Source organism: Streptomyces sp. NPDC051677, assembly GCF_044453465.1.
Taxonomy (GTDB): Bacteria; Actinomycetota; Actinomycetes; order Streptomycetales; family Streptomycetaceae; genus Streptomyces.
In genome coordinates, this window is sequence record NZ_JBITCT010000048.1 from 54,031 (window position 1) to 77,594 (window position 23,564).

18 protein-coding genes and 1 pseudogene are annotated in these 23,564 nt (G+C 70.6%); 9 read left to right on the forward strand and 10 right to left on the reverse strand.

Annotated elements, in window-relative coordinates; all coding sequences use genetic code 11:
* Window positions 1–605 precede the first annotated feature (605 nt).
* The 3 genes from ACIBAF_RS39380 to ACIBAF_RS39390 all read left to right on the forward strand — a co-directional run bounded on the left by ACIBAF_RS39380 (window position 606) and on the right by ACIBAF_RS39390 (window position 3,361).
* Window positions 606–1,241: a DUF6230 family protein gene (locus tag ACIBAF_RS39380; protein ID WP_399469889.1), complete on the forward strand. Its 636-nt coding sequence runs from the start codon at window positions 606–608 to the stop codon at window positions 1,239–1,241.
* 118 nt (window positions 1,242–1,359) lie between these two features.
* The gene (locus ACIBAF_RS39385) at window positions 1,360–1,998 is read left to right on the forward strand and encodes a DUF6114 domain-containing protein (RefSeq protein ID WP_399469891.1); all 639 of its coding nucleotides are present in this window, start codon (window positions 1,360–1,362) and stop codon (window positions 1,996–1,998) included.
* A complete protein-coding gene (locus ACIBAF_RS39390; RefSeq protein ID WP_399469893.1) occupies window positions 1,988–3,361 on the forward strand; it encodes a hypothetical protein in 1,374 nt (457 codons plus the stop codon). Before ACIBAF_RS39385 ends, ACIBAF_RS39390 begins: the two co-directional genes overlap by 11 nt.
* 135 nt (window positions 3,362–3,496) lie before the next feature.
* Here the strand turns inward: ACIBAF_RS39390 and pyk are convergent, their stop codons facing one another.
* The 3 genes from pyk to pta form a co-directional block, all read right to left on the reverse strand.
* A complete protein-coding gene (pyk, locus tag ACIBAF_RS39395) occupies window positions 3,497–4,927 on the reverse strand; it encodes a pyruvate kinase (protein ID WP_399469895.1) in 1,431 nt (476 codons plus the stop codon).
* A gap of 140 nt (window positions 4,928–5,067) precedes the next feature.
* Window positions 5,068–6,330 (reverse strand): acetate kinase, encoded by a 1,263-nt coding sequence (locus ACIBAF_RS39400; protein ID WP_399469897.1) that lies wholly within the window; start codon window positions 6,328–6,330, stop codon window positions 5,068–5,070.
* The gene (pta, locus tag ACIBAF_RS39405; RefSeq protein WP_399469899.1) at window positions 6,327–8,417 is read right to left on the reverse strand and encodes a phosphate acetyltransferase; all 2,091 of its coding nucleotides are present in this window, start codon (window positions 8,415–8,417) and stop codon (window positions 6,327–6,329) included. The genes ACIBAF_RS39400 and pta overlap by 4 nt, the downstream gene beginning before the upstream one ends.
* Window positions 8,418–8,598: 181 nt before the next feature.
* On the opposite strand from pta, the gene ACIBAF_RS39410 reads away from it, so the two are divergent.
* The gene (locus ACIBAF_RS39410; protein WP_079659442.1) at window positions 8,599–9,624 is read left to right on the forward strand and encodes an ATP-dependent 6-phosphofructokinase; all 1,026 of its coding nucleotides are present in this window, start codon (window positions 8,599–8,601) and stop codon (window positions 9,622–9,624) included.
* Between the two features lie 6 nt (window positions 9,625–9,630).
* Here ACIBAF_RS39410 and ACIBAF_RS39415 read toward each other — a convergent pair whose 3' ends face one another.
* Window positions 9,631–10,260 (reverse strand): XRE family transcriptional regulator, encoded by a 630-nt coding sequence (locus ACIBAF_RS39415; protein WP_399469925.1) that lies wholly within the window; start codon window positions 10,258–10,260, stop codon window positions 9,631–9,633.
* Between the two features lie 182 nt (window positions 10,261–10,442).
* Window positions 10,443–11,300: a 5'-methylthioadenosine/S-adenosylhomocysteine nucleosidase gene (locus ACIBAF_RS39420; RefSeq protein ID WP_399469901.1), complete on the reverse strand. Its 858-nt coding sequence runs from the start codon at window positions 11,298–11,300 to the stop codon at window positions 10,443–10,445.
* Between the two features lie 45 nt (window positions 11,301–11,345).
* On the opposite strand from ACIBAF_RS39420, the pseudogene ACIBAF_RS39425 reads away from it, so the two are divergent.
* Window positions 11,346–11,882, forward strand: a pseudogene (locus ACIBAF_RS39425) (hypothetical protein); the annotation flags it as partial.
* Window positions 11,883–12,036: 154 nt separating this feature from the next.
* On the opposite strand, the gene ACIBAF_RS39430 reads toward ACIBAF_RS39425, so the two are convergent.
* Both ACIBAF_RS39430 and ACIBAF_RS39435 read right to left on the reverse strand, forming a co-directional pair.
* On the reverse strand, window positions 12,037–12,735 hold the full coding sequence (locus ACIBAF_RS39430; RefSeq protein ID WP_399469903.1) for a response regulator: 699 nt from the start codon (window positions 12,733–12,735) through the stop codon (window positions 12,037–12,039).
* Entirely contained in the window at window positions 12,732–14,399 is a 1,668-nt protein-coding gene (locus ACIBAF_RS39435; protein WP_399469905.1) for an ATP-binding protein, read from the reverse strand. Before ACIBAF_RS39435 ends, ACIBAF_RS39430 begins: the two co-directional genes overlap by 4 nt.
* Before the next feature lie 124 nt (window positions 14,400–14,523).
* Here ACIBAF_RS39435 and ACIBAF_RS39440 point away from each other — a divergent pair, with 124 nt between their 5' ends.
* From ACIBAF_RS39440 to ACIBAF_RS39455, 4 genes are all read left to right on the forward strand, one after another.
* Entirely contained in the window at window positions 14,524–15,954 is a 1,431-nt protein-coding gene (locus tag ACIBAF_RS39440) for a cation:dicarboxylate symporter family transporter (RefSeq protein WP_399469927.1), read from the forward strand.
* Between the two features lie 197 nt (window positions 15,955–16,151).
* Window positions 16,152–16,595 (forward strand): MerR family transcriptional regulator, encoded by a 444-nt coding sequence (locus tag ACIBAF_RS39445; protein WP_399469907.1) that lies wholly within the window; start codon window positions 16,152–16,154, stop codon window positions 16,593–16,595.
* Window positions 16,596–16,609: 14 nt separating this feature from the next.
* A complete protein-coding gene (locus ACIBAF_RS39450; protein ID WP_399469929.1) occupies window positions 16,610–16,924 on the forward strand; it encodes a thioredoxin family protein in 315 nt (104 codons plus the stop codon).
* 144 nt (window positions 16,925–17,068) lie between these two features.
* Window positions 17,069–19,339 carry a HelD family protein gene (locus ACIBAF_RS39455; protein WP_399469909.1) on the forward strand — a complete coding sequence of 757 codons (2,271 nt, stop codon included), beginning with the start codon at window positions 17,069–17,071 and terminating at the stop codon, window positions 19,337–19,339.
* A 24-nt stretch (window positions 19,340–19,363) separates the two neighbouring features.
* Here ACIBAF_RS39455 and glgB read toward each other — a convergent pair whose 3' ends face one another.
* The 3 genes from glgB to ACIBAF_RS39470 form a co-directional block, all read right to left on the reverse strand.
* Window positions 19,364–21,730: a 1,4-alpha-glucan branching enzyme gene (gene glgB / locus ACIBAF_RS39460; protein ID WP_399469911.1), complete on the reverse strand. Its 2,367-nt coding sequence runs from the start codon at window positions 21,728–21,730 to the stop codon at window positions 19,364–19,366.
* Window positions 21,731–21,743: 13 nt separating this feature from the next.
* Entirely contained in the window at window positions 21,744–23,114 is a 1,371-nt protein-coding gene (locus ACIBAF_RS39465) for a maltokinase (protein ID WP_399469913.1), read from the reverse strand.
* 96 nt (window positions 23,115–23,210) lie between these two features.
* Window positions 23,211–23,564, reverse strand: a 354-nt coding sequence (locus ACIBAF_RS39470; protein WP_399469915.1) for an alpha-glucosidase C-terminal domain-containing protein, incomplete at its 5' end; no start/stop codon positions are given.

Consider the following 23,564-nt stretch of genomic DNA (forward strand, 5'->3'; position numbering starts at 1 on the left):
GCCCGTGTCGCCGGAGTGAAAGTTCTGCCGAGATGACTCTTCCGCGGCCGCGTTTTACCAAATCTTGGTAATCGCGGCCGCTGTTACTGCCAGTAAGACGAGGGCGTTGGTCTGTCGGATTCTGTCCATCGATCAACGTCTTTGTCCTGGGCATGGATGACACCCTGCGTTGCCGGTCGAGACCTGTGGGTCGTTGTTCGGTTATCCGGCCGTTACTAGCCAGTAACGAACCCCCTTGTGCGGGCGGCGAGAATGCACCACGATCGGCCACGCTCGGTCCAATCCCGTACCCCGACAGCCGGTTGGGTCAACGGGTTTTCCTGGGTCCCCACCGAGCAGGGCAGGCGGCAGTGGCGCCGGCCCTTGGGCAGGGGGGTCTTCGCTGCGCGAAGCCTGCCCAGCAAGGTTGTGCGTGATGCGTGTCAGGCGCGACCAGTGGTTGTCGCTCGGGGGTGATCGCCGGTGATCGGTGCGCGGTACGCGCCTCCGAGTTACGGGCGCTCCCCTTCCCGAGGACGTAGCACTTCTCCCATCCCTGCCCGGCTGAGCCGCCGTTTCAGGAGGCTAGTCAGGGCCAGGAGATGTACGTCCGAGAAGGAGGAAATATGGAGTCCCAGGTGCGTGGCGGGACCAGATGGAAGCGGTTCGCTGTGGTCATGGTGCCCAGCGTCGCCGCCACGGCATGCATAGGTGTCGCCCTTGCGCAGGGTGCGCTCGCGGCGTCGTTCAGCGTGTCGGGTCAGTCGTTCAAGGTGTCGGCCGACGAGCTCGACGGCCACAACATGATCCAGTACGGCGCGATCGACTCGGGTTACAACCTCGACGGCTCGAAGACGGCACACCCGGTATCGGTGTCCGCCTTCAAGAGCGCGACGATCACGAACATGTGCCAGTCCGTGGTTACCCCGAACATTCCGCTGCTCGGTTCCGTCACCCTGACGCTGAAGGCGGGCGGCGGCGGTACGCCGGTCGAGGCCGACAATCTCTACATCGATGTCGCAGACCTCAACGCCGGCAACGCGACGTTCACCGGTCTGAACATCGGTGTGGCGGCCAAGGACTCGACCAAGGGTCCGGGCATCAAGAGCGGCGACGCTGCCAACCCGTACGGCTTCGCCCAGGAGGCGGACCGTGCCGTGCTGACCGACGTGAAGCAGACGGCGTGGGCCACCACCGCCGGAACCTTCAAGCTCAGCGGCCTGAAGATGTCGCTGTCGACGGGTGTCAAGGAGTGCTACTAAGCACTCTCTGACGGGCGGGGGAGCCGGTGGCGCCCCCGCCCGTCCATCGTGAAGGCCGGGTCTTCACGCGCTGTACACCTCACCACCACAGAACCGCCGCACCAGGGAGCTGTTTTCCATGAGCGCCGAGACCCCTGCCGACCCCGGTCAGTTCACCCGCCGGAGGCAGCAGTTCCGCGCCTGGCGGGGCACCAGGCCTTTCTGGGCGGGCCTGTTCGTCCTTCTCGCCGGCTTCCCCATCGCCTACTTCCCTTACGCGCACCTCCAGGTGGGCCACCTGACGCTGGCGATGTCGACCACCGCGGGCGCCGGGTCGCTGATCATCGGGGTGCTGCTGGGAGTCCTCGGCATCAGTCTGTGGTTTCAGAAGCACGTACAGGTCTTCGCGGGCGTCGCGGCGATCCTGCTCGGCCTGGTCTCCATCCCGGTGTCCAACCTCGGCGGGTTCCTCATCGGCTTCCTGTTCGCGCTGATCGGCGGGGCGATGGCCGTGTCCTGGGCGCCGGGCACGCCGCCCGCCCCGGCCCAGACGCCGGACGCCGTGGCGAACGCCGGAGACGCCCCCGAGGGCGCGTTTCCCGAGAGTTCCGCCCCGGCGGGCGATCTCACCGTGAACCCGTACAGCACGGGCCCGGCCCCCACCGCGGGGCCGTCCTTCACCAAGGACGACGAGGCGACGGGCGATCCGCACGATCTGCACGAACTGTCACGAACGAGCCCGGCGAACGGGGCGAACGGGAGGCACAGTGCCGGCTGACGAGGTTTCCACCGGGAGCGACGTGGACGCTGCCCGCGTGAGAACCACCGGGCCGCGCCATGCGGCACCCAAGAAGCCGCTGTTCACGAGATTCCACGTGCCGGCCGGCAAGGCGATAGCCCTGGCGGCCATGCCGACGGCGGTTCTCATGGGGATGGGCTTCACGCCCACCCTCGCCAACGCCGAGGATCAACCGGCGTCCAAGAGCCTCACGATCGACGAGTACAAGGACTGCGTGGCGGCCCTGGAGGGCGCGGACGCCTCCGCTTCGGCCTCGCCGTCGCCGTCCGCCTCGGACAGCGCCGGCGAGGACGCGGACGGCTCGAAGGGCGACTCCAAGGACGAGTCCACGGACGGCTCCAAGGACGGCTCCAAGGACACGTCGAGCGACTCGGGCGACAAGGGCGGCTCCTCCTCGTCGGATTCAGGTTCCGGCGACACGGCGGAGCCCTCCCCTTCGGCGTCGTCCTCGCCCGCGAAGTCGGCGACGTCCGGTGACACCCCGACGGCGAGCCCGTCGGCCACCGAGACGAGCAAGAGCGTCCTGGAGACCGTCGGCGACGCCATCACGGACCTCTTCGACGGCAAGGACGCCGACTCGACGGCCACGTCGAGCCCGTCCCCGTCGGCCTCCGGATCGGCCTCGGCCGGCGACTCGTCGTCGGACTCGGGCTCCGGCTCCTCGGACACCTCCGGTTCCTCCGGTACGGGCAAGGACTCCTCCGGCACGTCCAAGGACACCAAGGACGCCGTCACCGACACGGTGAAGGACACCGTCAAGGACACCGCCGAAACGGCCGAGGAGACGGCGAAGGACGCCGAGAAGGCCGCCGGCGACGCCACGGCCTCGCCGAGCCCCTCGGAGAGCGCCACCACGAACGCCGAGGACTGCCCCGTCGCCACCGACGACGAGGGCGGCATCGACAACAAGGTCAGGCTGCCCGACGACCCCTGGTACCTGAACGCCAGTTCGCTGCTCCTCAAGGGCGCCGACTACCAGGGCGTCGTCAAGGTGAAGACCGCCAACGGCACCGTCAAGGAGGTGCTGAAGTACGTCATCTCCGACGGGACCGACATCGGCGACCTGCACCAGACGGTGAACGACAAGCAGTCGGGCCGGACCTACCATGTGCAGGCCGGCAAGGGCACCACGTCGACCATCCGCGACGGCGACACGATCATGTACACGGAGAGCATCTCCGGGAACCTGTTCGGTCTGATCCCGATCACGTTCAGCCCGAAGAGCCCGCCGCCCCTGAACATCCCGCTGATCTACTTCACCAACGTCAAGGTGCAGCAGGCGGGTCAGTTCGGCGGCACGCTGACCGTGCCGGGACTGCACCAGTACACGACGGCCGGCTGAGCGCCCCCAGACCCGTTCGGGAGCCGCACAAGCGCTTGAGGGCGCCCCCTGGTGCAGGGGGCGCCCTCAAGCGGTCCCTCCCAGGCCCTCAAGGCACTGGGGGAGTCGTTCACGCCCCTTCAGGGGGCTGCCGGATCAGTCGCGGGAACCGCCGCCGAGGTGGTGGACGCGCAGCATGTTGGTGGTGCCGGGGACGCCGGGGGGCGAACCGGCCGTGATGATGACGATCTCGCCCGGGTTGAAACGGTTGATCTTGGCGATCTCCTGGTCGACCATGTCGACCATCTCGTCCGTGGTGTTCACGAACGGCACGACGTGCGACTCGACGCCCCAGCTCAGCGCCAGCTGGTTGCGGGTGTTCTCGTCGGTGGTGAAGGCGATGATCGGCTGGGACGCCCGGTAGCGGGACAGCCGACGGGCGGTGTCGCCGGACTGCGTGAAGGCCACCAGGCCACGGCCGCCGAGGAAGTCGGAGATCTCGCAGGCGGCACGGGCGATCGAACCACCCTGCGTCCGCGGCTTCTTGCCCGGCACCAGCGGCTGCAGACCCTTGCTGAGCAGCTCCTGCTCGGCCGCGGTGACGATCTTCGACATCGTCTTCACGGTCTCGATCGGGTACGCGCCCACGCTCGACTCGGCGGACAGCATCACCGCGTCCGCGCCGTCCAGGATCGCGTTGGCCACGTCGGAGGCCTCGGCGCGGGTCGGACGGGAGTTGGTGATCATCGACTCCATCATCTGGGTCGCCACGATCACCGGCTTGGCGTTGCGCCGGCACAGCTCGATGAGGCGCTTCTGCACCATGGGGACCCGCTCCAGCGGGTACTCGACGGCGAGGTCGCCACGGGCCACCATCACGGCGTCGAACGCCATGACGACGTCCTCCATGTTCTGCACCGCCTGCGGCTTCTCCACCTTGGCGATGACGGGGACCCGGCGGCCCTCCTCGTCCATGACCCGGTGGACGTCGTTCACGTCCTTGGCGTCCCGGACGAAGGACAGCGCGACCATGTCGCAGCCCATGCGCAGCGCGAACCGCAGGTCCTCGATGTCCTTCTCGCTCAGCGCGGGCACGTTGACGGCCGCGCCGGGCAGGTTGATGCCCTTGTGGTCGGAGATGACACCGCCCTCGATGACGATGGTCTTCACCCGCGGGCCCTCGACGTCCAGGACCTTCAGCTCGACGTTGCCGTCGTTGATCAGGATCTGGTCGCCGCGCGAGACGTCACCGGGCAGGCCCTTGTACGTCGTGCCGCAGATCGTCTTGTCGCCGGGGACGTCCTCGGTGGTGATGGTGAACTCGTCACCGCGCACCAGCTCGACGGGACCCTCGGCGAAGGTCTCGAGGCGGATCTTCGGGCCCTGCAGGTCGGCGAGGACGCCGATGGCCCGGCCGGTCTCCTTGGCGGCGGCCCGGACCCGGTCGTAACGACCCTGGTGTTCGGCGTGCGTGCCGTGGCTGAAGTTGAAGCGGGCAACGTTCATGCCGGCCTCGATCAGCGACACGAGCATTTCGTGGGAGTCGACCGCGGGGCCGAGAGTACAGACGATTTTCGAACGGCGCATGGGGCGATCCTATCGGTTTGTTTCGCTACGGAATATTCCGTCTGGCGGAAGATGCAAATGAGAAGGGATGCGCTCAGTTGCCACGCGGCGGAGCCGCAATTCAACGCGGCTGCTCGGTCGCCATGCGGCGGAGCCGCATATCAATACCGCTCCACCAGTGCGTAGGTCTGTGTGGCGATCTCCAGTTCCTCGTCCGTCGGCACCACGGCGACCGCCACCCGCGCGCCGGCGGGCGAGATCAGCCGCGGCTCGTCGCCTCGTACGGCGTTCAGCTCGCCGTCCACCGCCAGCCCCAGCGACTGAAGGCCCGCGACGGCCGCCTCCCGCACCGGAGCCGCGTTCTCCCCGACCCCGGCGGTGAACGCGACGGCGTCCACGGTGCCGAGTACCGCGTAATAGGCGCCGATGTACTTCTTCAACCGGTGAATGTAGATGTCGAAGGCGAGCTTCGCCCGCTCGTCGCCCTCGTCGATCCGGCGCCGGATCTCCCGCATGTCGTTGTCACCGCACAGCCCGATCAGACCGCTCTTCTTGTTGAGAAGAGTGTCGATATCGTCGATGGACATTCCCCCAACGCGCGCCAAATGGAAGATGACGGCCGGATCGACGTCCCCGGAGCGGGTCCCCATGACGAGGCCCTCCAGCGGGGTGAGCCCCATCGAGGTGTCCACGCACCGGCCCCGCTCGACCGCCGACGCGGACGCCCCGTTGCCCAGGTGCAGCACGATGACGTTCACCTCTTCGGGGGTCTTCCCCAGCAGCTTCGCCGTCGCCCGGGAGACGTACGCGTGCGAGGTCCCGTGGAAGCCGTAGCGCCGCACGCGGTGCGCGTCGGCGGTCTCGACGTCGATCGCGTAGCGGGCCGCGGCCTCCGGCATCGTCGTGTGGAAGGCGGTGTCGAAGACGGCGACCTGGGGCAGGTCCGGCCGCAGCGCCGTCGCGGTGCGGATGCCCGTGAGGTTGGCCGGGTTGTGCAGCGGCGCGACGGGGATCAGCCGCTCGATCTCGGCGAGGACGGCGTCGTCGATCACCGTCGGCTCGGTGAAGTGCTTGCCGCCGTGCACCACGCGGTGGCCGATGGCGGCGAGCTCGGGGGAGTCCAGCCCCAGCCCGTCCTTCGCCAGCTCCTCCGCGACGGCCTTCAGCGCGGCGTCGTGGTCGGCGATCGGCCCGCTCCACTCACGGCTCTCGCCGCCGGCCGCCAGCGGCGTGTGCTTCAGCCGGGAGGACTGCTCGCCGATGCGCTCGACGAGCCCGCTCGCCAGCCGGCTGCTGTCGCGCATGTCGAGCAGCTGGTACTTCACCGACGAGGAGCCGGAGTTGAGGACGAGGACCCGCGTAGGAGGGGCCGAGCGAAGCTCGTCGGAAAGGGCGGTGGTGGGAGACGGGTGGTCGGGGCTCACTGGGCGGTTGCCTTCTCACTCGAGGTCTGGGCCTGGATCGCCGTGATGGCGACGGTGTTGACGATGTCCTGCACGAGGGCGCCCCGCGACAGGTCGTTGACGGGCTTGCGCAGCCCCTGCAGCACCGGCCCGACCGCGATCGCGCCGGCCGAACGCTGCACGGCCTTGTAGGTGTTGTTGCCGGTGTTGAGGTCCGGGAAGATCAACACGCTGGCCTGCCCGGCGACTTCGGACCCCGGCAGCTTGGTCGCCGCGACCGTCGGCTCCACGGCCGCGTCGTACTGGATCGGCCCCTCGATCTTCAGATCGGAGCGCCGGGCGCGGACCTGCTCCGTCGCCTCTCGCACCTTGTCGACGTCGGCGCCGGACCCCGACGTGCCCGTCGAGTACGACAGCATCGCGATCCGCGGCTCCACGCCGAACTGCGCGGCGGTCGCCGCCGACTGGATCGCGATGTCGGCGAGCTGCTCGGCGTTCGGGTCGGGGTTCACGGCGCAGTCGCCGTAGACGAGGACCTTGTCGGCGAGGCACATGAAGAAGACGGACGACACGATGTCGGCGTCCGGCTTGGTCTTGATGATCTCGAAGGCCGGGCGGATGGTCGCGGCCGTGGAGTGCACCGAGCCCGAGACCATGCCGTCGGCGAGGCCCTCCTGCACCATCAGCGTGCCGAAGTAGTTCACGTCGGAGACGACGTCGTACGCCAGCTCCACCGTGACGCCCTTGTGGGCGCGGAAACCGGCGTACAGCTCGGCGAAGGAGTCGCGCAGCTCGCTGGTGGCCGGGTCGATCAGCTGGCAGTCGCCGAGGTCGATGCCCAGGTCGGCGGCCTTCTTGCGGATCTGGTCGACGGGCCCGAGGAGCGTGAGATCGCAGACGCCGCGACGCAGCAGCACCTCGGCGGCGTGCAGCACCCGCTCCTCCGTGCCCTCCGGGAGGACGACCCGGCGCTTGTCGGAGCGGGCCTGTTCGAGGAGCTTGTGCTCGAACATCATCGGCGTGAGCCGGTCGGTGCTGGGCGCGGAGACCCGCTTGAGCAGCTCACCGGTGTCGACGTGCCGCTCGAAGAGACCGAGCGCCGTCTCGGCCTTGCGCGGGGTGGCCGCGTTCAGCTTGCCCTCCATCGAGAACAGCTGCTCGGCGGTGGGGAAGCTGTTGCCGGGCACCGAGACGACGGGGGTGCCGGGGGCGAGGCGGGCGGCCAGGGTGAGGATCTCGTCGGTCGGGACCTCGCCCAGGGTGAGCAGCACCCCGGCTATCGGCGGGGTGCCGGCGCTGTGCGCGGCGAGCGAGCCGATGACCAGGTCGGCCCGGTCGCCCGGGGTGACGACCAGTGCGCCCGGCGTGAGAGCGGCCAGGAAGTTCGGCAGCATGGCCCCGCCGAAGACGAAGCCGAGGGCGTCGCGGGCCAGCCCCGAGTCGTCGCCCAGCAGCACCCTCGCGCCCAGCGCGTGGCTGATCTGCGCCACGGTCGGCGCGGACAGGGCCGGCTCGTCGGGCAGCACGTAACAGGGGACGGGCAGGCGGCCCGCGAGATGGGAGGCGATCTCGTCGCGGTCCTCGCGGTCGACCCGGTTGGCGACCATGGCGAGCATGTCGCACCCGAGGCCCTCGTACGCCCGGTAGGCGTTGCGGGTCTCGGCGAGCACGGACTCCGCGGTCTGTCCCCGGCCGCCGACGACGGGGATCACGGACGCGCCGAACTCGTTGGCGAGGCGGGCGTTGAGGGCGAGTTCGTCGGGGAACTGGGTGTCGGCGTAGTCGGTGCCCAGGACGAGGACGACGTCGTAGTCGCGGGCGACCCGGTGGAACCGGTCGACGAGGGTCGAGACCAGCTCGTCGGCCCCCTGCTCGGCCTGCAGCGCGGACGCCTCGTGGTAGTCCATGCCGTAGACGGTCGTCGGGTCCTGCGCCAGCCGGTAGCGGGCGCGCAGCAACTCGAACAGCCGGTCGGGCCCGTCGTGGACGAGGGGACGGAAGACGCCCACCCGGTCCACCTGCCGGGTCAGGAGTTCCATGATCCCCAGCTCGACGACCTGGCGGCCGTCGCCGCGGTCGATACCGGTGACGTACACGCTGCGGGTCACGCGAGCTCTCCGTTTCCTTGCAGTTTCAGGGACACAAAAATCGCCCACCTAGGTGAGCAGATCCCTCTTGACAGTACCCCTGGCCGTAGATACGGCGCCCGTCAAGCGACAGCCCGCTCGGCGGCGTGAAACAATCGAACCAGGCTCCCCGGTACCCACAGCGAGCAGGAGACACAGCACGATGCGCATCGGAGTTCTCACCGCAGGCGGCGACTGCCCCGGCCTGAACGCCGTGATCCGGTCGGTCGTGCACCGCGCCGTCGACAACTACGGCGACGAGGTCATCGGCTTCGAGGACGGCTACGCGGGTCTTCTGGACGGCCGCTACCGCGCCCTCGACCTCAACGCTGTGAGCGGCATCCTGGCCCGCGGCGGCACCATCCTCGGCTCCTCCCGTCTGGAGCGCGACCGGCTGCGCGAGGCCTGCGAGAGCGCCTCCGACATGATCCACGACTTCGGCATCGACGCGCTCATCCCGATCGGCGGCGAGGGCACGCTGACGGCGGCGCGGATGCTGTCGGACGCCGGGCTGCCGGTGGTCGGCGTCCCGAAGACGATCGACAACGACATCTCCTCCACCGACCGCACGTTCGGCTTCGACACGGCGGTCGGCGTCGCCACCGAGGCGATGGACCGCCTGAAGACGACGGCCGAGTCGCACCAGCGGGTGATGGTCGTCGAGGTCATGGGCCGCCACGCGGGCTGGATCGCGCTGGAGTCCGGCATGGCGGCGGGCGCGCACGGCATCTGTCTGCCGGAGCGCCCCTTCGACCCCGCCGACCTGGTCAAGATGGTCGAGGAGCGGTTCGCGCGCGGCAAGAAGTTCGCGGTGATCTGCGTCGCGGAGGGCGCGCACCCGGCCGACGGCACCATGGACTACAGCAAAGGCGCGATCGACCAGTTCGGCCACGAGCGCTTCCAGGGCATCGGCACGGCACTGGCGTACGAGCTGGAGAAGCGGCTCGGCAAGGAGGCCCGCCCGGTCATTCTCGGCCACGTCCAGCGCGGCGGCGTCCCGACGGCGTACGACCGCGTCCTCGCGACCCGCTTCGGCTGGCACGCGGTGGAGGCCGCGCACCGCGGCCAGTTCGGGCGGATGACGGCGCTGCGCGGGACGGACGTGGTGATGGTGCCGCTGGCGGAGGCGGTGACCGAGCTGAAGACGGTCCCGAAGGACCGGATCGTCGAGGCGGAGTCCGTCTTCTAGACGCTTCTAGGCGGTCCGGCTTTCCAGGCTCGTCCAGAAGGCGTCGACGATGCGGTCGAGGAAGGCCTGGCCGGCGTCGCCCGCCTCGCCGGCCGCGCCGCCGTCGCCCCAGCTCAGCGTGGCGGTCATCCGCCCCTGGTAGTCCCGGTGCAGCTCCTGGAGCGCGTCCTCCAGGAGCCGCCGGTCCAGGGGGACGATCCTGCTCACCGGTTTCACGTACGCCTGCCAGCGGGTGCGGACGGCGGTGCGCAGCAGGTCGGCGAGCCCAGCCTCGTGGCCGGTGACGGTGATCAGGTCGCGCAGCGAGAGGTCAAGCAGCTCGGCGAGCGCGGCGGACTGCCGGTCCGTGCCGTGCCACTGCCCGCTCTCCTCCATCCGCGTGTACGCCGGGAACTCGTGTCCCACGGCCCGCGCCACGTCCTGAGGGGCGAGACCTCGGGCGATGCGGTGCTCGCGCAGCGTGCGGGGCCGTCCGATCAGCTCGGCGGGCGAACACCACAACACCCCTGCGAGGGCGGTGAGTTCGGGGTGGGCGGGAGTGAGCGTCCCCCGCTCCCAGGCGTGGACGAGGTCGGGCGTGGCATGCGCGAGGGCGTAGGACGCGCGGAGCCCGTGGGCGACGTGGGCCGGGGTCATCCCGAGGGCGACGCGGAGCCTGCGGGCGGCGGGCGCGTTGAAGGGAGGACCTGCCTGGCGGGTGTGGGACGGGGGTCTGGGCACGGGGGACAACGTAGGGGGTGGGGGGCGGGGTGGCTACAGGGGGTTGGGTCAAAGTGACGGATCGTGGAAGGCTACGGGCGTCCTGTGTGTCCCGTATGTCACGTGTTCCCCGTTATCTTCCCGATGACGGGTCCGAAGTAGGTCCCGCCCTGGAAGATGATCTGGTCGCCACCGGAGCCGGAGCCGGGGTCGCGTCGGGGTCCTTCCGTGGTGCCGGAGGTGTCGGACGTGTCCTGTGGCTCGTGCTTGCGCAGGACCGCCATCGCCACCTCGGCCGCCTGCGCGGCGGCCAGTCGCTGTGACCCGGAGGCGTCGGCCCTGTTCTTCTTCGCGTCTGCGCGGTCGCTGATCCCGCGGATCACCAGTGCGGGCACCTGGCCGTTCAGATGGGCCGCGTGGGCTGCGCCCGAGCCCTCCATCTCGATCGCGGCGGCGTCGTTGTAGTGCTCGCGAAGGAACGTGACGACTTCGGACTCGGCGTCGGCCAGGACGACGTCCCCCGAGGCGATCGGCTTGAAGTGCGGCCGTACGTCCGTCATGTCCCGCACGGCCGAACGGGCCGCCTGGACCAGGGCGTTGGACGCGTGCCAGGCCTCGGGGCGGGAGTGGAAGCCCTGGGGGGTCCACTTGCCGCCCTGGATGCCGTAGACCTTGGTGCCGACGAGGACGTCCCCGATGCCGATGTCCTCCTTCAGGCTGCCCGCGATGCCGACGAACAGCACGGCCTGCGGGCGGAGCCAGTTGATGAGCTGGGTGGTCATCGCGGAGGCGTTGCTCACGCCCTCGCCCAACTCCGCGAGCGCCACCCTCCAGGGCGTGCCGTCCAGGCGGCCGGTCTCGACGCGGGTTCCGTCGGGATGGACGTCCTCCTCCCGGTCGGCGATGTGGGCACGCACGGCCGCGTATTCGAGCGCGAGTGCGGTAAGGACCACGACAGTGGGTTTTGTCTCTGACACCCCTTTAAGGTACTGCCAGGTTCATCGGGGGAGAGGGTGGTTGCAGTGGCCGAACAGGACGTCGGGGCGGGGCAGTTGCTGCTGGCCGAGTACCAGAGCGTCAAGGACGAGCAGAAGGCGCGGATCGGGTTCCGGGACAACCTGCTGTACGTGACCCTGGCGGTGGTGGCCGCCGTCATCGCCGCGGCGGCCCAGGCCAAACAGACGTCCATGCTGCTGGCGTTGCCGCCGGTGTGTGTGGTGCTGGGGTGGACCTACCTGGTCAACGACGAGAAGATCTCGGCCATCGGGCGGTATGTGCGGGGGGAGTTGGGGCCGCGCCTGGCGGAACTGACGGGCGGTGAGGCGGCTTTCCGGTGGGAGACCTATCACCGGGGTGATGCCCGGCGCGTGTCCCGGAAGGTCGTGCAGTGCGCCGTCGACCTGCTGGCGTTCTGCGTCGTGCCGTTGGCCGCGCTGGTCGTGTACTGGAGCGGGGGACAGGTCTCGGCGGGCCTGCTGGTGCTGTCCCTGGCCGAGGCGGCGGCCGTGGTCGGGCTGGGGGTGTTCGTGGTGCTGTACGCCGTGCCGTTCGCGGGCGGGAGCGGAAGCGGAGCCGGCGAGGGTGGCGGAGCCGGTGACGATGGCGGAGCCGGTGACGATGGCGGCGACGGTGGCGGAGTCGGCGACGGTGGCGGAGCCGGTGACGGTGACGGTGGCGGAGTCGGCGGGAGTGGCGGCGGGGGATGACCCCGGCTCACCGTCCCTTTCCGGCGCTGCGCACCCACCGGTACACCAGTTCCGGCCTCCCGACCTGTCCGTACAGCGGCTTGCGTTCCGCTCGCCCCGCCTCCACCAGGTGTTCCAGGTATCGCCGGGCGGTGATCCGGGAGATTCCCACCGCCTCGGCCACACCTGCCGCGGTGAGCCCCTCCTGAGCCTCCCGTACCGCTTCCGTCACCCGCTCCAGGGTCGGTGCGCTCAGGCCCTTCGGGAGCGCGGCCGGCCCGGGTGCGCGCAGGGCGGCCAGGGCGCGGTCGACCTCGTCCTGGCCGCTCGCCTCGCCCGCGGCCCCCCGGAACTCGGCGTACCGGACCAGCCGGTCCCGCAGGGTTGCGAACGTGAACGGTTTCAGCACGTACTGGACGACCCCCAGGGAGACGCCCTCGCGCACCACCGTCAGGTCCCGCGCCGACGTCACCGCGATCACGTCCGCGTGATAGCCGGCCGCACGGAGCGAGCGGGCCAGCTGCAACCCGTGCGCGTCGGGGAGGTGGAGGTCGAGCAGGAGCAGGTCCACCGGGGTGCGGTCGAGCAGTCGGCGGGCCTCCGCGCCCGTGTGCGCCTTCCCGACCGCGACGAAGCCCGGCACCCTCCCGACGTACATGACATGGGCGTCCGCGGCGACCGGATCGTCCTCCACGACCAGTACTCTGATCGGCTCCTCGGCCGTCATCCCCTGCCTCCAGACGTAGACGCCGACCCGGATGCCGGCCCGGAACCGGATGTACCGGACGCGGAGCTCGCCCGCAACGGCAGACTGGCCGTGAACTCGGCTCCGCCGCCCTCCGCCTCCGTCACCGACAACGTCCCCTCGTGCCGGTGCACGGCCTGCCGGACCAGGGCCAGCCCGAGGCCCCGGCCGCCCGGCCCGGCCGGTTTCGTGGAGAAGCCGCGTTCGAAGACCAGGGAGGCGTGCGCGGGATCCACGCCCGTTCCCGTGTCCGTCACCTGGAGCAGGAGCTCGTCGCCCTGCGTGCACGCGGTCACGGTCACCCGCGCCGGCACGCTGCCCTGCGCCGCGTCCACGGCGTTGTCGATCAGGTTGCCCAGGATCGTCACCAGGTCCCGGGCCGGCAGCGACTCCGGGAGCAGCCCGTCGTCCAGGCTGCTGTCCTGCGAGACCACCAGCTCCACGCCCCGCTCGTTCGCCTGTGCCGTCTTGCCCAGCAGAAGGGCCGCCAGGACCGGCTCGCTGACCGCCGCGACCACCTGGTCGGTCAGCGCCTGGGCCAGTTCCAGTTCCGCCGTCGCGAACTCCACGGCCTCCTCCGCGCGGCCCAGCTCGATCAGCGAGACGACCGTGTGCAGCCGGTTGGCCGCCTCGTGGGCCTGCGAGCGCAGCGCCTGCGTGAAGCCCCGCTCGGAGTCCAACTCGCCCATCACGGACTGGAGTTCGGTCACATCGCGCAGGGTGACGACGGTGCCCCTGCGCTCGCCGCCCGACACCGGGGAGGTGTTCACCACCAGCACCCGGTCCGCCGCCAGATAGACCTCGTCCACCCGGGGTTCCGAGGAGAGCAGCGCACCCGTCAGCGGGGCCGGCAGGCCGAGGTCCGCCACCGACGTGCCCACCGCCTCCCCGGAGACGCCCAGCAGCTCCCGGCCGCCGTCGTTGATCAGCGCCACCCTGTACTGCCCGTCCAGCATCAGCAGCCCCTCGCGCACCGCGTGCAACGCGGCCTGGTGGTAGTCGTGCATCCGGCTCAGCTCCGCCGCGTTCATGCCATGGGTGTGCCGGCGCAGGGACGCGTTGATGAGGTACGTGCCGATCGCGCCGAGCGCGAGCGCGCCGACGGCCACCCCGAACAGGGCCGTCACCTGGTCCTGCACCCGTTTGCTGATCGACTCGACCTTGATGCCCGCGCTGACCAGGCCGATGATCCGGTCGTTCCCGTCCTTGATCGGGGTGACGGCGCGGACGGACGCGCCGAGGGTGCCGGTGTAGGTCTCGGTGAACGTCTCGCCCTTCAACGCCTTGGCCGTGTTGCCGCGGAAGCGCTGGCCGATCTGCTTCTCATCCGGGTGGGTCCAGCGGATGCCCTTCGGATTCATGATCGTGACGAAGTCGACCTCCGCGTCCTTCATGACGCGCAGGGCGTAGGGCTGGAGCTCGGCGGTGGGGTTCGGGGTGCTGATGGCCGACCGCACCGAGGGGGAGTCGGCGACCGATCGGGCCACGGCCTTGGCCTGGCGGCCTGCCGCGTCCTCGGCCTGGCTGCGGTCGCTGACGTACGTGAACAGCGCGTATCCCGCGACGAGCACCGCTATCAGCACCGCCTGCATCGCGAAGAGCTGGCCGGCGAGGCTGCGGGGTCTCGGGAGGTCGGGGATGCGCATGTCGTCAGTGTGCCTCCGAGGTTAAGTGTGAACTAAATGAACGGAAGGGTGACCGCGCTCACAGGGGCGGGGGATAGTCGCCGCATTCCCCCATAACTCCCCGGACGTGAGCCGCACGCCGGTGATGCCGACGAAGACGTCAAGGAGGGCAGCCGTGGCCGCCAGCAGCACCCCCGATACGGCACCTGCCGCACCCGCGGTCAAGCGGGACCGCACCCACTATCTCTACCTCGCGGTGATCGGCGCGGTCGCCATCGGCATCGCCGTGGGTCTCATCGCCCCCGACTTCGCCGTCGAGCTGAAGCCCATCGGCACCGGTTTCGTGAACCTGATCAAGATGATGATCTCGCCGATCATCTTCTGCACGATCGTTCTCGGCATCGGATCCGTACGGCAGGCCGCCAAGGTCGGCAAGGTCGGCGGCATCGCGCTCGGCTACTTCGTGGTCATGTCCCTCGTGGCGCTCACCATCGGCCTGGTCGTCGGCAACATCCTGGAGCCGGGCAGCGGGCTCCACATCACCGACGCCGTGAAGGAGACCGGCCAGGCGCAGGTCTCCGCGGAGGCCAAGGACACCACCGAGTTCCTGCTCGGCATCATCCCCACCACGATCGTCTCCGCCTTCACCCAGCCGGACGTCCTGCAGACCCTGCTCATCGCGCTGCTCTGCGGTTTCGCCCTCCAGGGCATGGGCAAGGCCGGCCAGCCGGTGCTGCGCGGCGTCGAGCACATCCAGCGGCTCGTCTTCCGCATCCTCGCGATGGTCATGTGGGCCGCCCCGGTCGGCGCGTTCGGCGCGATGGCCGCGGTCGTCGGCTCGGCGGGCGTGGACGCGCTCAAGAGCCTCGCCGTCCTGATGCTCGGCTTCTACACCACGTGCTTCCTGTTCGTCTTCATCGTGCTCGGCGCGCTGCTGCGGATCTTCGCGGGCCTGAACATCCTGACGTTCTTCAAGTACCTGGCCCGTGAGTTCCTGCTGATCCTGTCCACCTCCTCCTCCGAGTCGGCGCTGCCGCGCCTCATCGCGAAGATGGAGCACCTGGGCGTCAGCAAGCCCGTCGTCGGCATCACCGTCCCGACCGGCTACTCCTTCAACCTCGACGGCACCATGATCTACATGACGATGGCGTCCCTGTTCATCGCCGACGCCATGGGCACGCCGATGTCGATCGGCGAGCAGATCCCGCTGCTGCTCTTCCTGTTCGTCGCCTCCAAGGGCGCGGCCGGTGTCACCGGCGCCGGCATGGCGACCCTGGCCGGCGGTCTGCAGTCGCACAAGCCCGCTCTGGTGGACGGCATGGGCCTCATCGTCGGCATCGACCGCTTCATGAGCGAGGCCCGCGCCCTCACCAACTTCGCGGGCAACGCCGTCGCCACCGTCCTGGTCGGCACCTGGACCAAGGAGATCGACAAGGAGCGCGTCCAGCTGGTGCTCGCCGGGGGCCTGCCCTTCGACGAGAAGACCCTGCTCGACCACGAGGACGAGGCCGAGGACGACTCGGCGGACCTGCCCGAGCAGCGCGAGGGCGGCGAGAAGGAACTCGCCAAGGCCTGATCCGCTGGCGCACCCCCGACTCCGGGTGTCCGGCCCCGCCTGAACCGGGGCCGGACACCCGGGCACCGCACCGCCTTTCGTCCCCGCCTTCTGCGCCCCACCGTCTCCGGGCGGCCGAGCACTCCCCCGTGGCTCGGTCGCCCGGTTTTGTCGTCGGCGTTGCCTTGACGTCGGCGTCAAGCCGTACGTTCGTAGGCATGCGCATCGGCGAGCTGGCCGCGCGGGCCGGGACCACGACCCGGACGCTGCGGTACTACGAGTCCCGGGGGCTGCTGCCCGCCCGGCGGAACGACAACGGATACCGGACGTACGACGAGGACGACCTGAAGCTGCTGCGGCAGATCAGGACGCTCCAGGACTTCGGGTTCGACCTGGAGGAGACGCGGCCCTTCGTGGAGTGTCTGCGGGCCGGGCACCCGGAGGGCGACTCCTGCCCGGCGTCGCTCGCTGTCTACCGCCGCAAGCTGGCGGAGCTGGACGAGCTGATCGGGGAGTTGCGGGCGGTGCGGGAGACGGTCGCGGGGCAGCTGGTCAGGGCCGAGCAGGCCCGCGACGAGCTGGCCGCCGAGGCGCTGGTTCCGGGGGGTCCGGAACCCGGGTGCGAACTGGGCCGGCCGGCCCTGGGAGGGCGAAAGTCGTGATCAAGGCTGACGGTGTGGCGGAAGTGACGGACGCGGACTTCGGGTGGGAGGTGCTCGGGGCGGAGCTGCCGGTGCTGGTGGAGTTCACCGCCGACTGGTGTCCGCCGTGCCGGCAGATGGGGCCGGTGCTGAGCGCGCTCGCCGCGGAGGAGGGCGAGCGGCTGAAGGTGGTGCAGCTGAACGTGGACCTGAACCCGGAGACGACCAACGCCTACAAGGTGCTGTCGATGCCGACGTTCATGGTGTTCCGCGCCGGTGAGCCCGTGAAATCGATGGTGGGGGCCCGCCCCAAGCGGCGGCTCCTGGAGGAGCTGTCGGACGTGCTCTGAGCCCCGTCGCACCCCTCGCCGGGCACCTCACCGGATACGAAGAAATCCCCCGAGCAATTGCGCTCGGGGGATTTCTTTGCGTATATTCGATGGTTCGCGACTTCAAGTGAATTAGGTCGCAAAGAAGCTCAGTGAGCACAGTATATGCGGGCGGGAGTGGAATTGTCAAACACCGACTTTCCGGATAGTGAATTGCGGCGCGAGCAGGAATTCATCGACCGGGTGTACGCGAGGGTGGACGCCCTGCGCGGCGACACCGAGACCTCCGTCACGGAAGCGCTCGCCCAGGGCAACACGCCCCAGCAGGCACGGCTGGAGCGCGACATCCTCGTCGCCGAACGCTCGGGTCTGCTGGCCGCGCTCAACGCGGTGGACGGCTCCCTCTGCTTCGGCCGCATCGACCTCACCTCCGGCACCAGCCACCACATCGGCCGCATCGGCCTGCGCACCGACGACGCCGAGCACACGCCGATCCTCATCGACTGGCGTGCCGATGTCGCCCGCCCCTTCTACCTGGCCACCGGCCACACCCCGCTGGGCCTGCGCCGCCGCCGGCACCTCACCACGTCAGGCCGCCGGGTCACCGCCCTGCACGACGAGATCCTCGACCTCGGCGACCAGGAGCGGACCGGCCACGAGGACCCCACCGGCGACGCCGTGCTGCTCGCCGCGCTGAGCTCGGCCCGCACCGGCCGCATGAACGACATCGTGCAGACCATCCAGGCCGAGCAGGACGAGATCATCCGGGCTCCCCACCGAGGGGTTCTGGTCGTCGAGGGCGGCCCCGGCACCGGCAAGACGGCCGTCGCCCTGCACCGCGCCGCCTACCTCCTCTACGAGCACCGCGAACTGCTCGCCAAGCGGGCCGTGCTGATCGTCGGCCCCAATCCCGCCTTCCTCGGCTACATCGGCGAGGTGCTGCCCTCGCTGGGCGAGACCGGCGTGCTGCTGGCGACGGTCGGCGAACTCTTCCCCGGCGTGAAGGCGACGGCGACCGACACCCCGGAGGCGGCCGCCGTGAAGGGCCGCGCCGACATGGCGGACGTCCTCGCCGCCGTCGTACGCGACCGGCAGGCGCTGCCCGACCCGGTGGTCACGATCGAGCACGACCGTGAGGTCCTGATGCTCGACGACGGACTCGTGGGCGTCGCCCGCGAGCGCACCCGCGCCGCACGGCTGCCGCACAACGCGGCCCGCGAGCACTTCGAGGGCTACATCCTCAACACGCTGACGGACATGGTCGCCGAGCGCATCGGCACCGACCCCTACGACGGCTCGAACATGCTGGACGCCAGCGACATCACCCAGATCCGCGACGAACTCGCCGACAACCCCGAAGTCTGGTCCGCCATCGACCGGCTGTGGCCGCGCATCACCCCGCGCCGCCTGGTCGCCGACTTCCTCGCCGCCCCCGAGGGGTACCTGAGCGACGAGGACGCGGCCGCCGTCCGCCGCCCGGTGACCCGGGCCTGGACGGTCGCGGACGTCCCGCTGCTCGACGAGGCGGCCGAACTCCTCGGCGAGGACGACCGGTCGGCCCGCGCGCGGGCCGACCGGGAGCGCGAGACACAGGTCGCCTACGCCCAGGGCGTCCTCGACGTCTCCTACGCCTCGCGCACCTACGAGTTCGACGACAAGGAGGAGGAGGACTCCGAAGTCCTGTCCGCGCACGACATCATCGACGCCGAGCGGTTCGCCGAACGGCACGAGGAGGACGACCACCGCAGCGCCGCCGAGCGCGCGGCGGCCGACCGGACCTGGGCGTTCGGCCACATCATCGTCGACGAGGCGCAGGAGCTGTCCCCGATGGCCTGGCGGCTGCTGATGCGGCGCAGCCCGACCCGCTCGATGACCCTGGTCGGCGACCCGGCCCAGACGGCCGAGGCGGCCGGTGTCGGCTCCTGGTCGGGGATCCTCGCCCCGTACGTCGAGGACCGCTGGGAACACACCCGCCTCGGCGTCAACTACCGCACCCCGTCCGAGATCATGGAGGTCGCGGCGGCCGTCGTCCGCGCGGAGAACCCGGACTTCGAACCGCCGAGCTCGGTCCGCTCGACGGGAGTGAAGCCCTGGGCCCGCGCGAGCGACGAACTGCCGGGCGCGGTCGCCGAGGCCGTGGCCGAGCTGACCCCCGCCGAGGGCCGGCTCGCGGTGATCGCCCCGCGCGCGCTGCACCGGCGGCTGGCGGCCCGCCTGGACGGCGTGACGGCGGGCGCGGAACCGGACCTGACCCGCACGGTCGTCCTGCTCGACCCGCGCCAGGCCAAGGGGCTGGAGTTCGACTCGGTCCTCGTCGTCGAGCCCGCCGAGTACGGCACCAGCGACCTGTACGTCGCCCTCACCCGCGCCACCCAACGGCTCGGCGTGGTCCACACCAAGGAGCTGCCGAAGCCGCTGACGGCAGCATTGACGTAACGGTCCGCACCAGCCCCGGCCCGCCTACGCCGGGCGCAGCCACACCGTCGACAGGGGTGGCAGCGTCAGTCGGACGGCGGCCGGGCGGCCGTGGCGGGCGTGCGGCTCCGGTTTGATCGGGTCGAGGTGGGCGACGCCGCTGCCGCCGTAGGCCGCCGCGTCGGTGTTGAGGGTCTCGTGCCAGGCCGGGACGTCGTCGGGGACGCCGAGGCGGTAGTCGTGGCGCACGACGGGGGAGAGGTTGGAGACGGACAGGAGCGGGGAGCCGTCGGCGTCGTAGCGCAGGAAGGCGAAGACGTTGTCCTCGGCGGCGTCCCCGACGATCCACTGGAAGCCGGCGGGGTCGGTGTCCTGCTGCCACAGGGCCGGGGTCGTCCGGTAGACGCCGTTCAGGTCGCGGACGAGGTCCCGGACGCCCCGGTGGTCGGCCTCGGCCCCGTACGCCGGGTCCAGCAGCCACCAGTCGGGGCCGTGCGCCTCGGACCACTCCGCTCCCTGGGCGAACTCCTGCCCCATGAAGAGGAGCTGCTTGCCGGGGTGGGCCCACATGAACGCCAGGTACGCCCGCAGGTTCGCGCGCTGCTGCCACCAGTCGCCGGGCATCTTCGACACCAGCGAGCGCTTGCCGTGCACCACCTCGTCGTGGGAGATGGGCAGCACGTAGTTCTCGCTGTAGGCGTACACCATCGAGAAGGTCATCTCGTGGTGGTGGTAGCGGCGGTGCACCGGCTCGTGGGTCATGTACTCCAGCGAGTCGTGCATCCAGCCCATGTTCCACTTCAGGCCGAAGCCGAGCCCGCCGAAGCCGCTCGGGCCCGGGTGGTGCGTGGCCCGTGTGACGCCGTCCCAGGCCGTGGACTCCTCCGCGATCGTGACGACCCCGGGGCTGCGGCGGTAGACCGTCGCGTTCATCTCCTGCAGGAACGCCACCGCGTCCAGGTTCTCCCGCCCGCCGTGCTCGTTCGGCGTCCACTGGCCCGGCTCGCGCGAGTAGTCGAGGTAGAGCATCGAGGCGACGGCGTCCACCCGCAGCCCGTCGATGTGGAACTCCTCGCACCAGTAACTGGCGTTGGCCACCAGGAAGTTGCGCACCTCGCGCCGGCCGAAGTCGAACTCCAGCGTCCCCCAGTCGGGGTGGGCGGCGCGCAGCGGGTCCTCGTGCTCGTAGAGCGGGCGGCCGTCGAACTCGGCCAGCGCCCAGTCGTCGCGCGGGAAGTGGGCCGGGACCCAGTCCATCAGGACGCCGATGCCGGCCCGGTGCAGCGCGTCCACCAGGTGCTTGAAGTCGTCCGGCGTGCCGAGCCGGGCCGTGGGCGCGTAGAAACCGGTGACCTGGTAGCCCCAGGAGCCGCCGAAGGGATGCTCGGCGACCGGCATCAGCTCGACGTGCGTGAAGCCGAGGTCCTTGACGTACGCGGGGAGCTGGTCGGCGAGCTGACGATACGTCAGCCCCGGTCGCCAGGACGGGAGATGGATCTCGTAGACGGAGAAGGGAGCCTCGTGCACGGGTATCTCGGCCCGGCGCGCCAGCCACTCCTCGTCGCCCCACTCGTACGCCGAGGCGTGCACGATCGACGAGGTCGCCGGCGGGACCTCCGTGCGCCGGGCCAGCGGGTCGGCGCGCTGGGTGTGCGAGCCGTCCGGGCGGGTGATGTCGAACTTGTACAGCTCGCCCTCCCCGATCCCGGGCACGAACAGCTCCCAGACGCCGGACGAGCCGAGCGAACGCATCGGGTATCCGGTGCCGTCCCAGAAGTTGAAGGTGCCGGCCAGCCGCACGCCGCGCGCGTTCGGCGCCCACACCGAGAAGCTCGTGCCCCTAACGCCCTGGTGGGTCCTCGGGTGCGCGCCGAGCACCGTCCACAGCTGCTCGTGCCGGCCCTCCCCGATCAGGTGCAGGTCCAGCTCGCCCAGCGTGGGCAGGAAACGGTAGGCGTCCTCGGTCTCCACGACCGTGCCCTCGTACGCCACGAGGAGCCGGTAGGCCGGGACCTCGGTGAGGGGCAGCAGGCCGGAGAAGAAGCCGTCGCCGTCGTCGTGGAGCTCGGCGCGCAGGTCGCCCGCGAGCACCGTGACGGACCGCGCGTACGGGCGCAGCGCCCGGAAGACGATCCCGCCGGGCGCCGGATGCGCGCCGAGCACCGAGTGCGGGGCGTGATGGGCGCCGTGCAGCAGACGCTCACGGTCGACGGCGTCGAGGGCGGGGGAGAAAGGGGCGACCGGCGGCGCCACGGGAGGCTTCTTCGGCTTCTTCGCGGCGGCTTTCACCGCCGGCGCCGCCTTCTCCTTCTCCTTGTCCTTCCCCTGGGCCTTCTTGCTCGCCGCCTTCTTCGCCACCGCCTTCTTGGTCACTGCTTTCTGCGCGGCGGCCTTCTTCTTCGGGGGAGTCACGTACGGAGCCTCCTCAAGGCAGGTCGGGTGCGGCGAGGCGGTGTATCGCGGACAGCGGTACGGGGAGCCAGTCGGGGCGGTGGCGGGCCTCGTAGACGACCTCGTAGACGGCCTTGTCCGTCTCGTAGGCCCGCAGCAGCACGGGGTCGGTGCGCGGGTCGGCGCCCGCTGCCTCGGCGTATCCGGAGCAGTAGGCCGCCCGGCAGGCGTGCGCCCAGCCAGGGGCGGGCGGGTCGGCCGAGTGGGCCGCGTAGTCGAAGGAGCGCAGCATGCCCGCCACGTCCCGCACCGTCGGCTGCGGCATGCGCCGCTCGGCCAGCGGCCGGGCCGGCTCCCCCTCGAAGTCGATCAGCGTCCATTCCCCGGAGCCCGCGCGCAGGCACTGCCCGAGGTGCAGGTCGCCGTGGACGCGCTGGGCGGTCCAGGTGTGGCCCTCGGCCGCGAGGTCGGCCAGCGCCGTGAAGGCGGAGCGCAGCGCGGGCGCGTACGGGCGCAGGGCGGGCACGGCCTGCGCGGCCGCGTCGAGGCGGACGGCCATGCCGTCGGCCATCGGCTGTATCTGGGCGTGGCCGAGCGTCGCCGTGGGCAGGGCCCGGGCCAGCGCCCCGTGCACCTCGGCGGTGGCCCGCCCCAGCGCCCGCGCCTCCGCGGCGAAGTCCTCGCCCTTGGCCAGCTCCCGCAGCGCCAGCTCCCAGCCGTCCGCCGCGCCCTGAACGTACGGCTGGAGCACGGCCAGCACGTAGGGCTCGTCGTCGAGGTGCGCCTCCATCCAGGCCGTCGGCGCGGGCACCCGGGGGCAGCCCTCGCGGGCCAGCGCCAGCGGCAGTTCCAGGTCGGGGTTGACGCCCGGCACCACTCGACGCAAAAGCTTCAGGATGAACGTATCTCCATAGACGATCGACGAGTTCGACTGCTCGCCCGTCAACCGGCGCGGGACCAGACCCGACCGGATCTCCTGCCCCGGTTCCCGCTCGCAGCGCAGCGCGCCGATCCGCGCCCGGGTGCGCAAGGCCTCCAGGAGCACCTCGGCGGGCCGGGTGTCGTACAGGGCGTCGAACACGGTCCGCCCGGTCAGCGGCCCCTGCGTCACGTGTCCGATCAGCGCGGGCGCCAGCCGGGGCGGCAGAGCCTCGCGCACGCCGATGAGGAGCTGGTAGCAGTCGCCGGGGCCGGCGCCCTGCTCGGCGCGCACCAGCAGGTGGTAGAGGCCCAGCCGGGTACCGGCCGGGAGCAGCTCGGTGGCCGCCACCAGCGAGAACCCGGTGACCGGACGCCCCTTGCCGGCGAACCAGCGCTGGCGGGGCAGCCACTCCCGCAGCAGAGGGTCCAGTGACGCGAGGAGACCGGGGGTCGTCTTGCCGGAGAGTGTGACCGTTTCCGCCATGGCGTCACATTCCTTTCCCCGGGGGGTCGGGGTGTTACTGATGCGTGCCCCGGGCGGGGCGGGGGAAACCCGGAGGAACCGCCCCGCCGCGGGGTTCTAGGCCGCGTCGCGACGCAGCCGGAACCAGTAGAAGCCGTGGCCCGCGAGGGTGAGCAGGTACGGCAGTTCACCGACCGCCGGGAAACGCACCCCGCCGAACAACTCCACCGGGTACCGCCCGTGGAACCGGCTCAGGTCCAGTTCGGTGGGCTGTGCGAAGCGCGAGAAGTTGTGCACGCACAGCACCAGGTCGTCCTCGTATTCGCGCAGGAAGGCGAGGACGGCCGCGTTGGAGGACTGCAGTTCGGTGTACGTTCCGAGGCCGAAGGCGGGGTTCTGCTTCCGGATCTCGATCATCCGCCGGGTCCAGTGCAGCAGCGACGAGGGCGACGACATCGACGCCTCGACGTT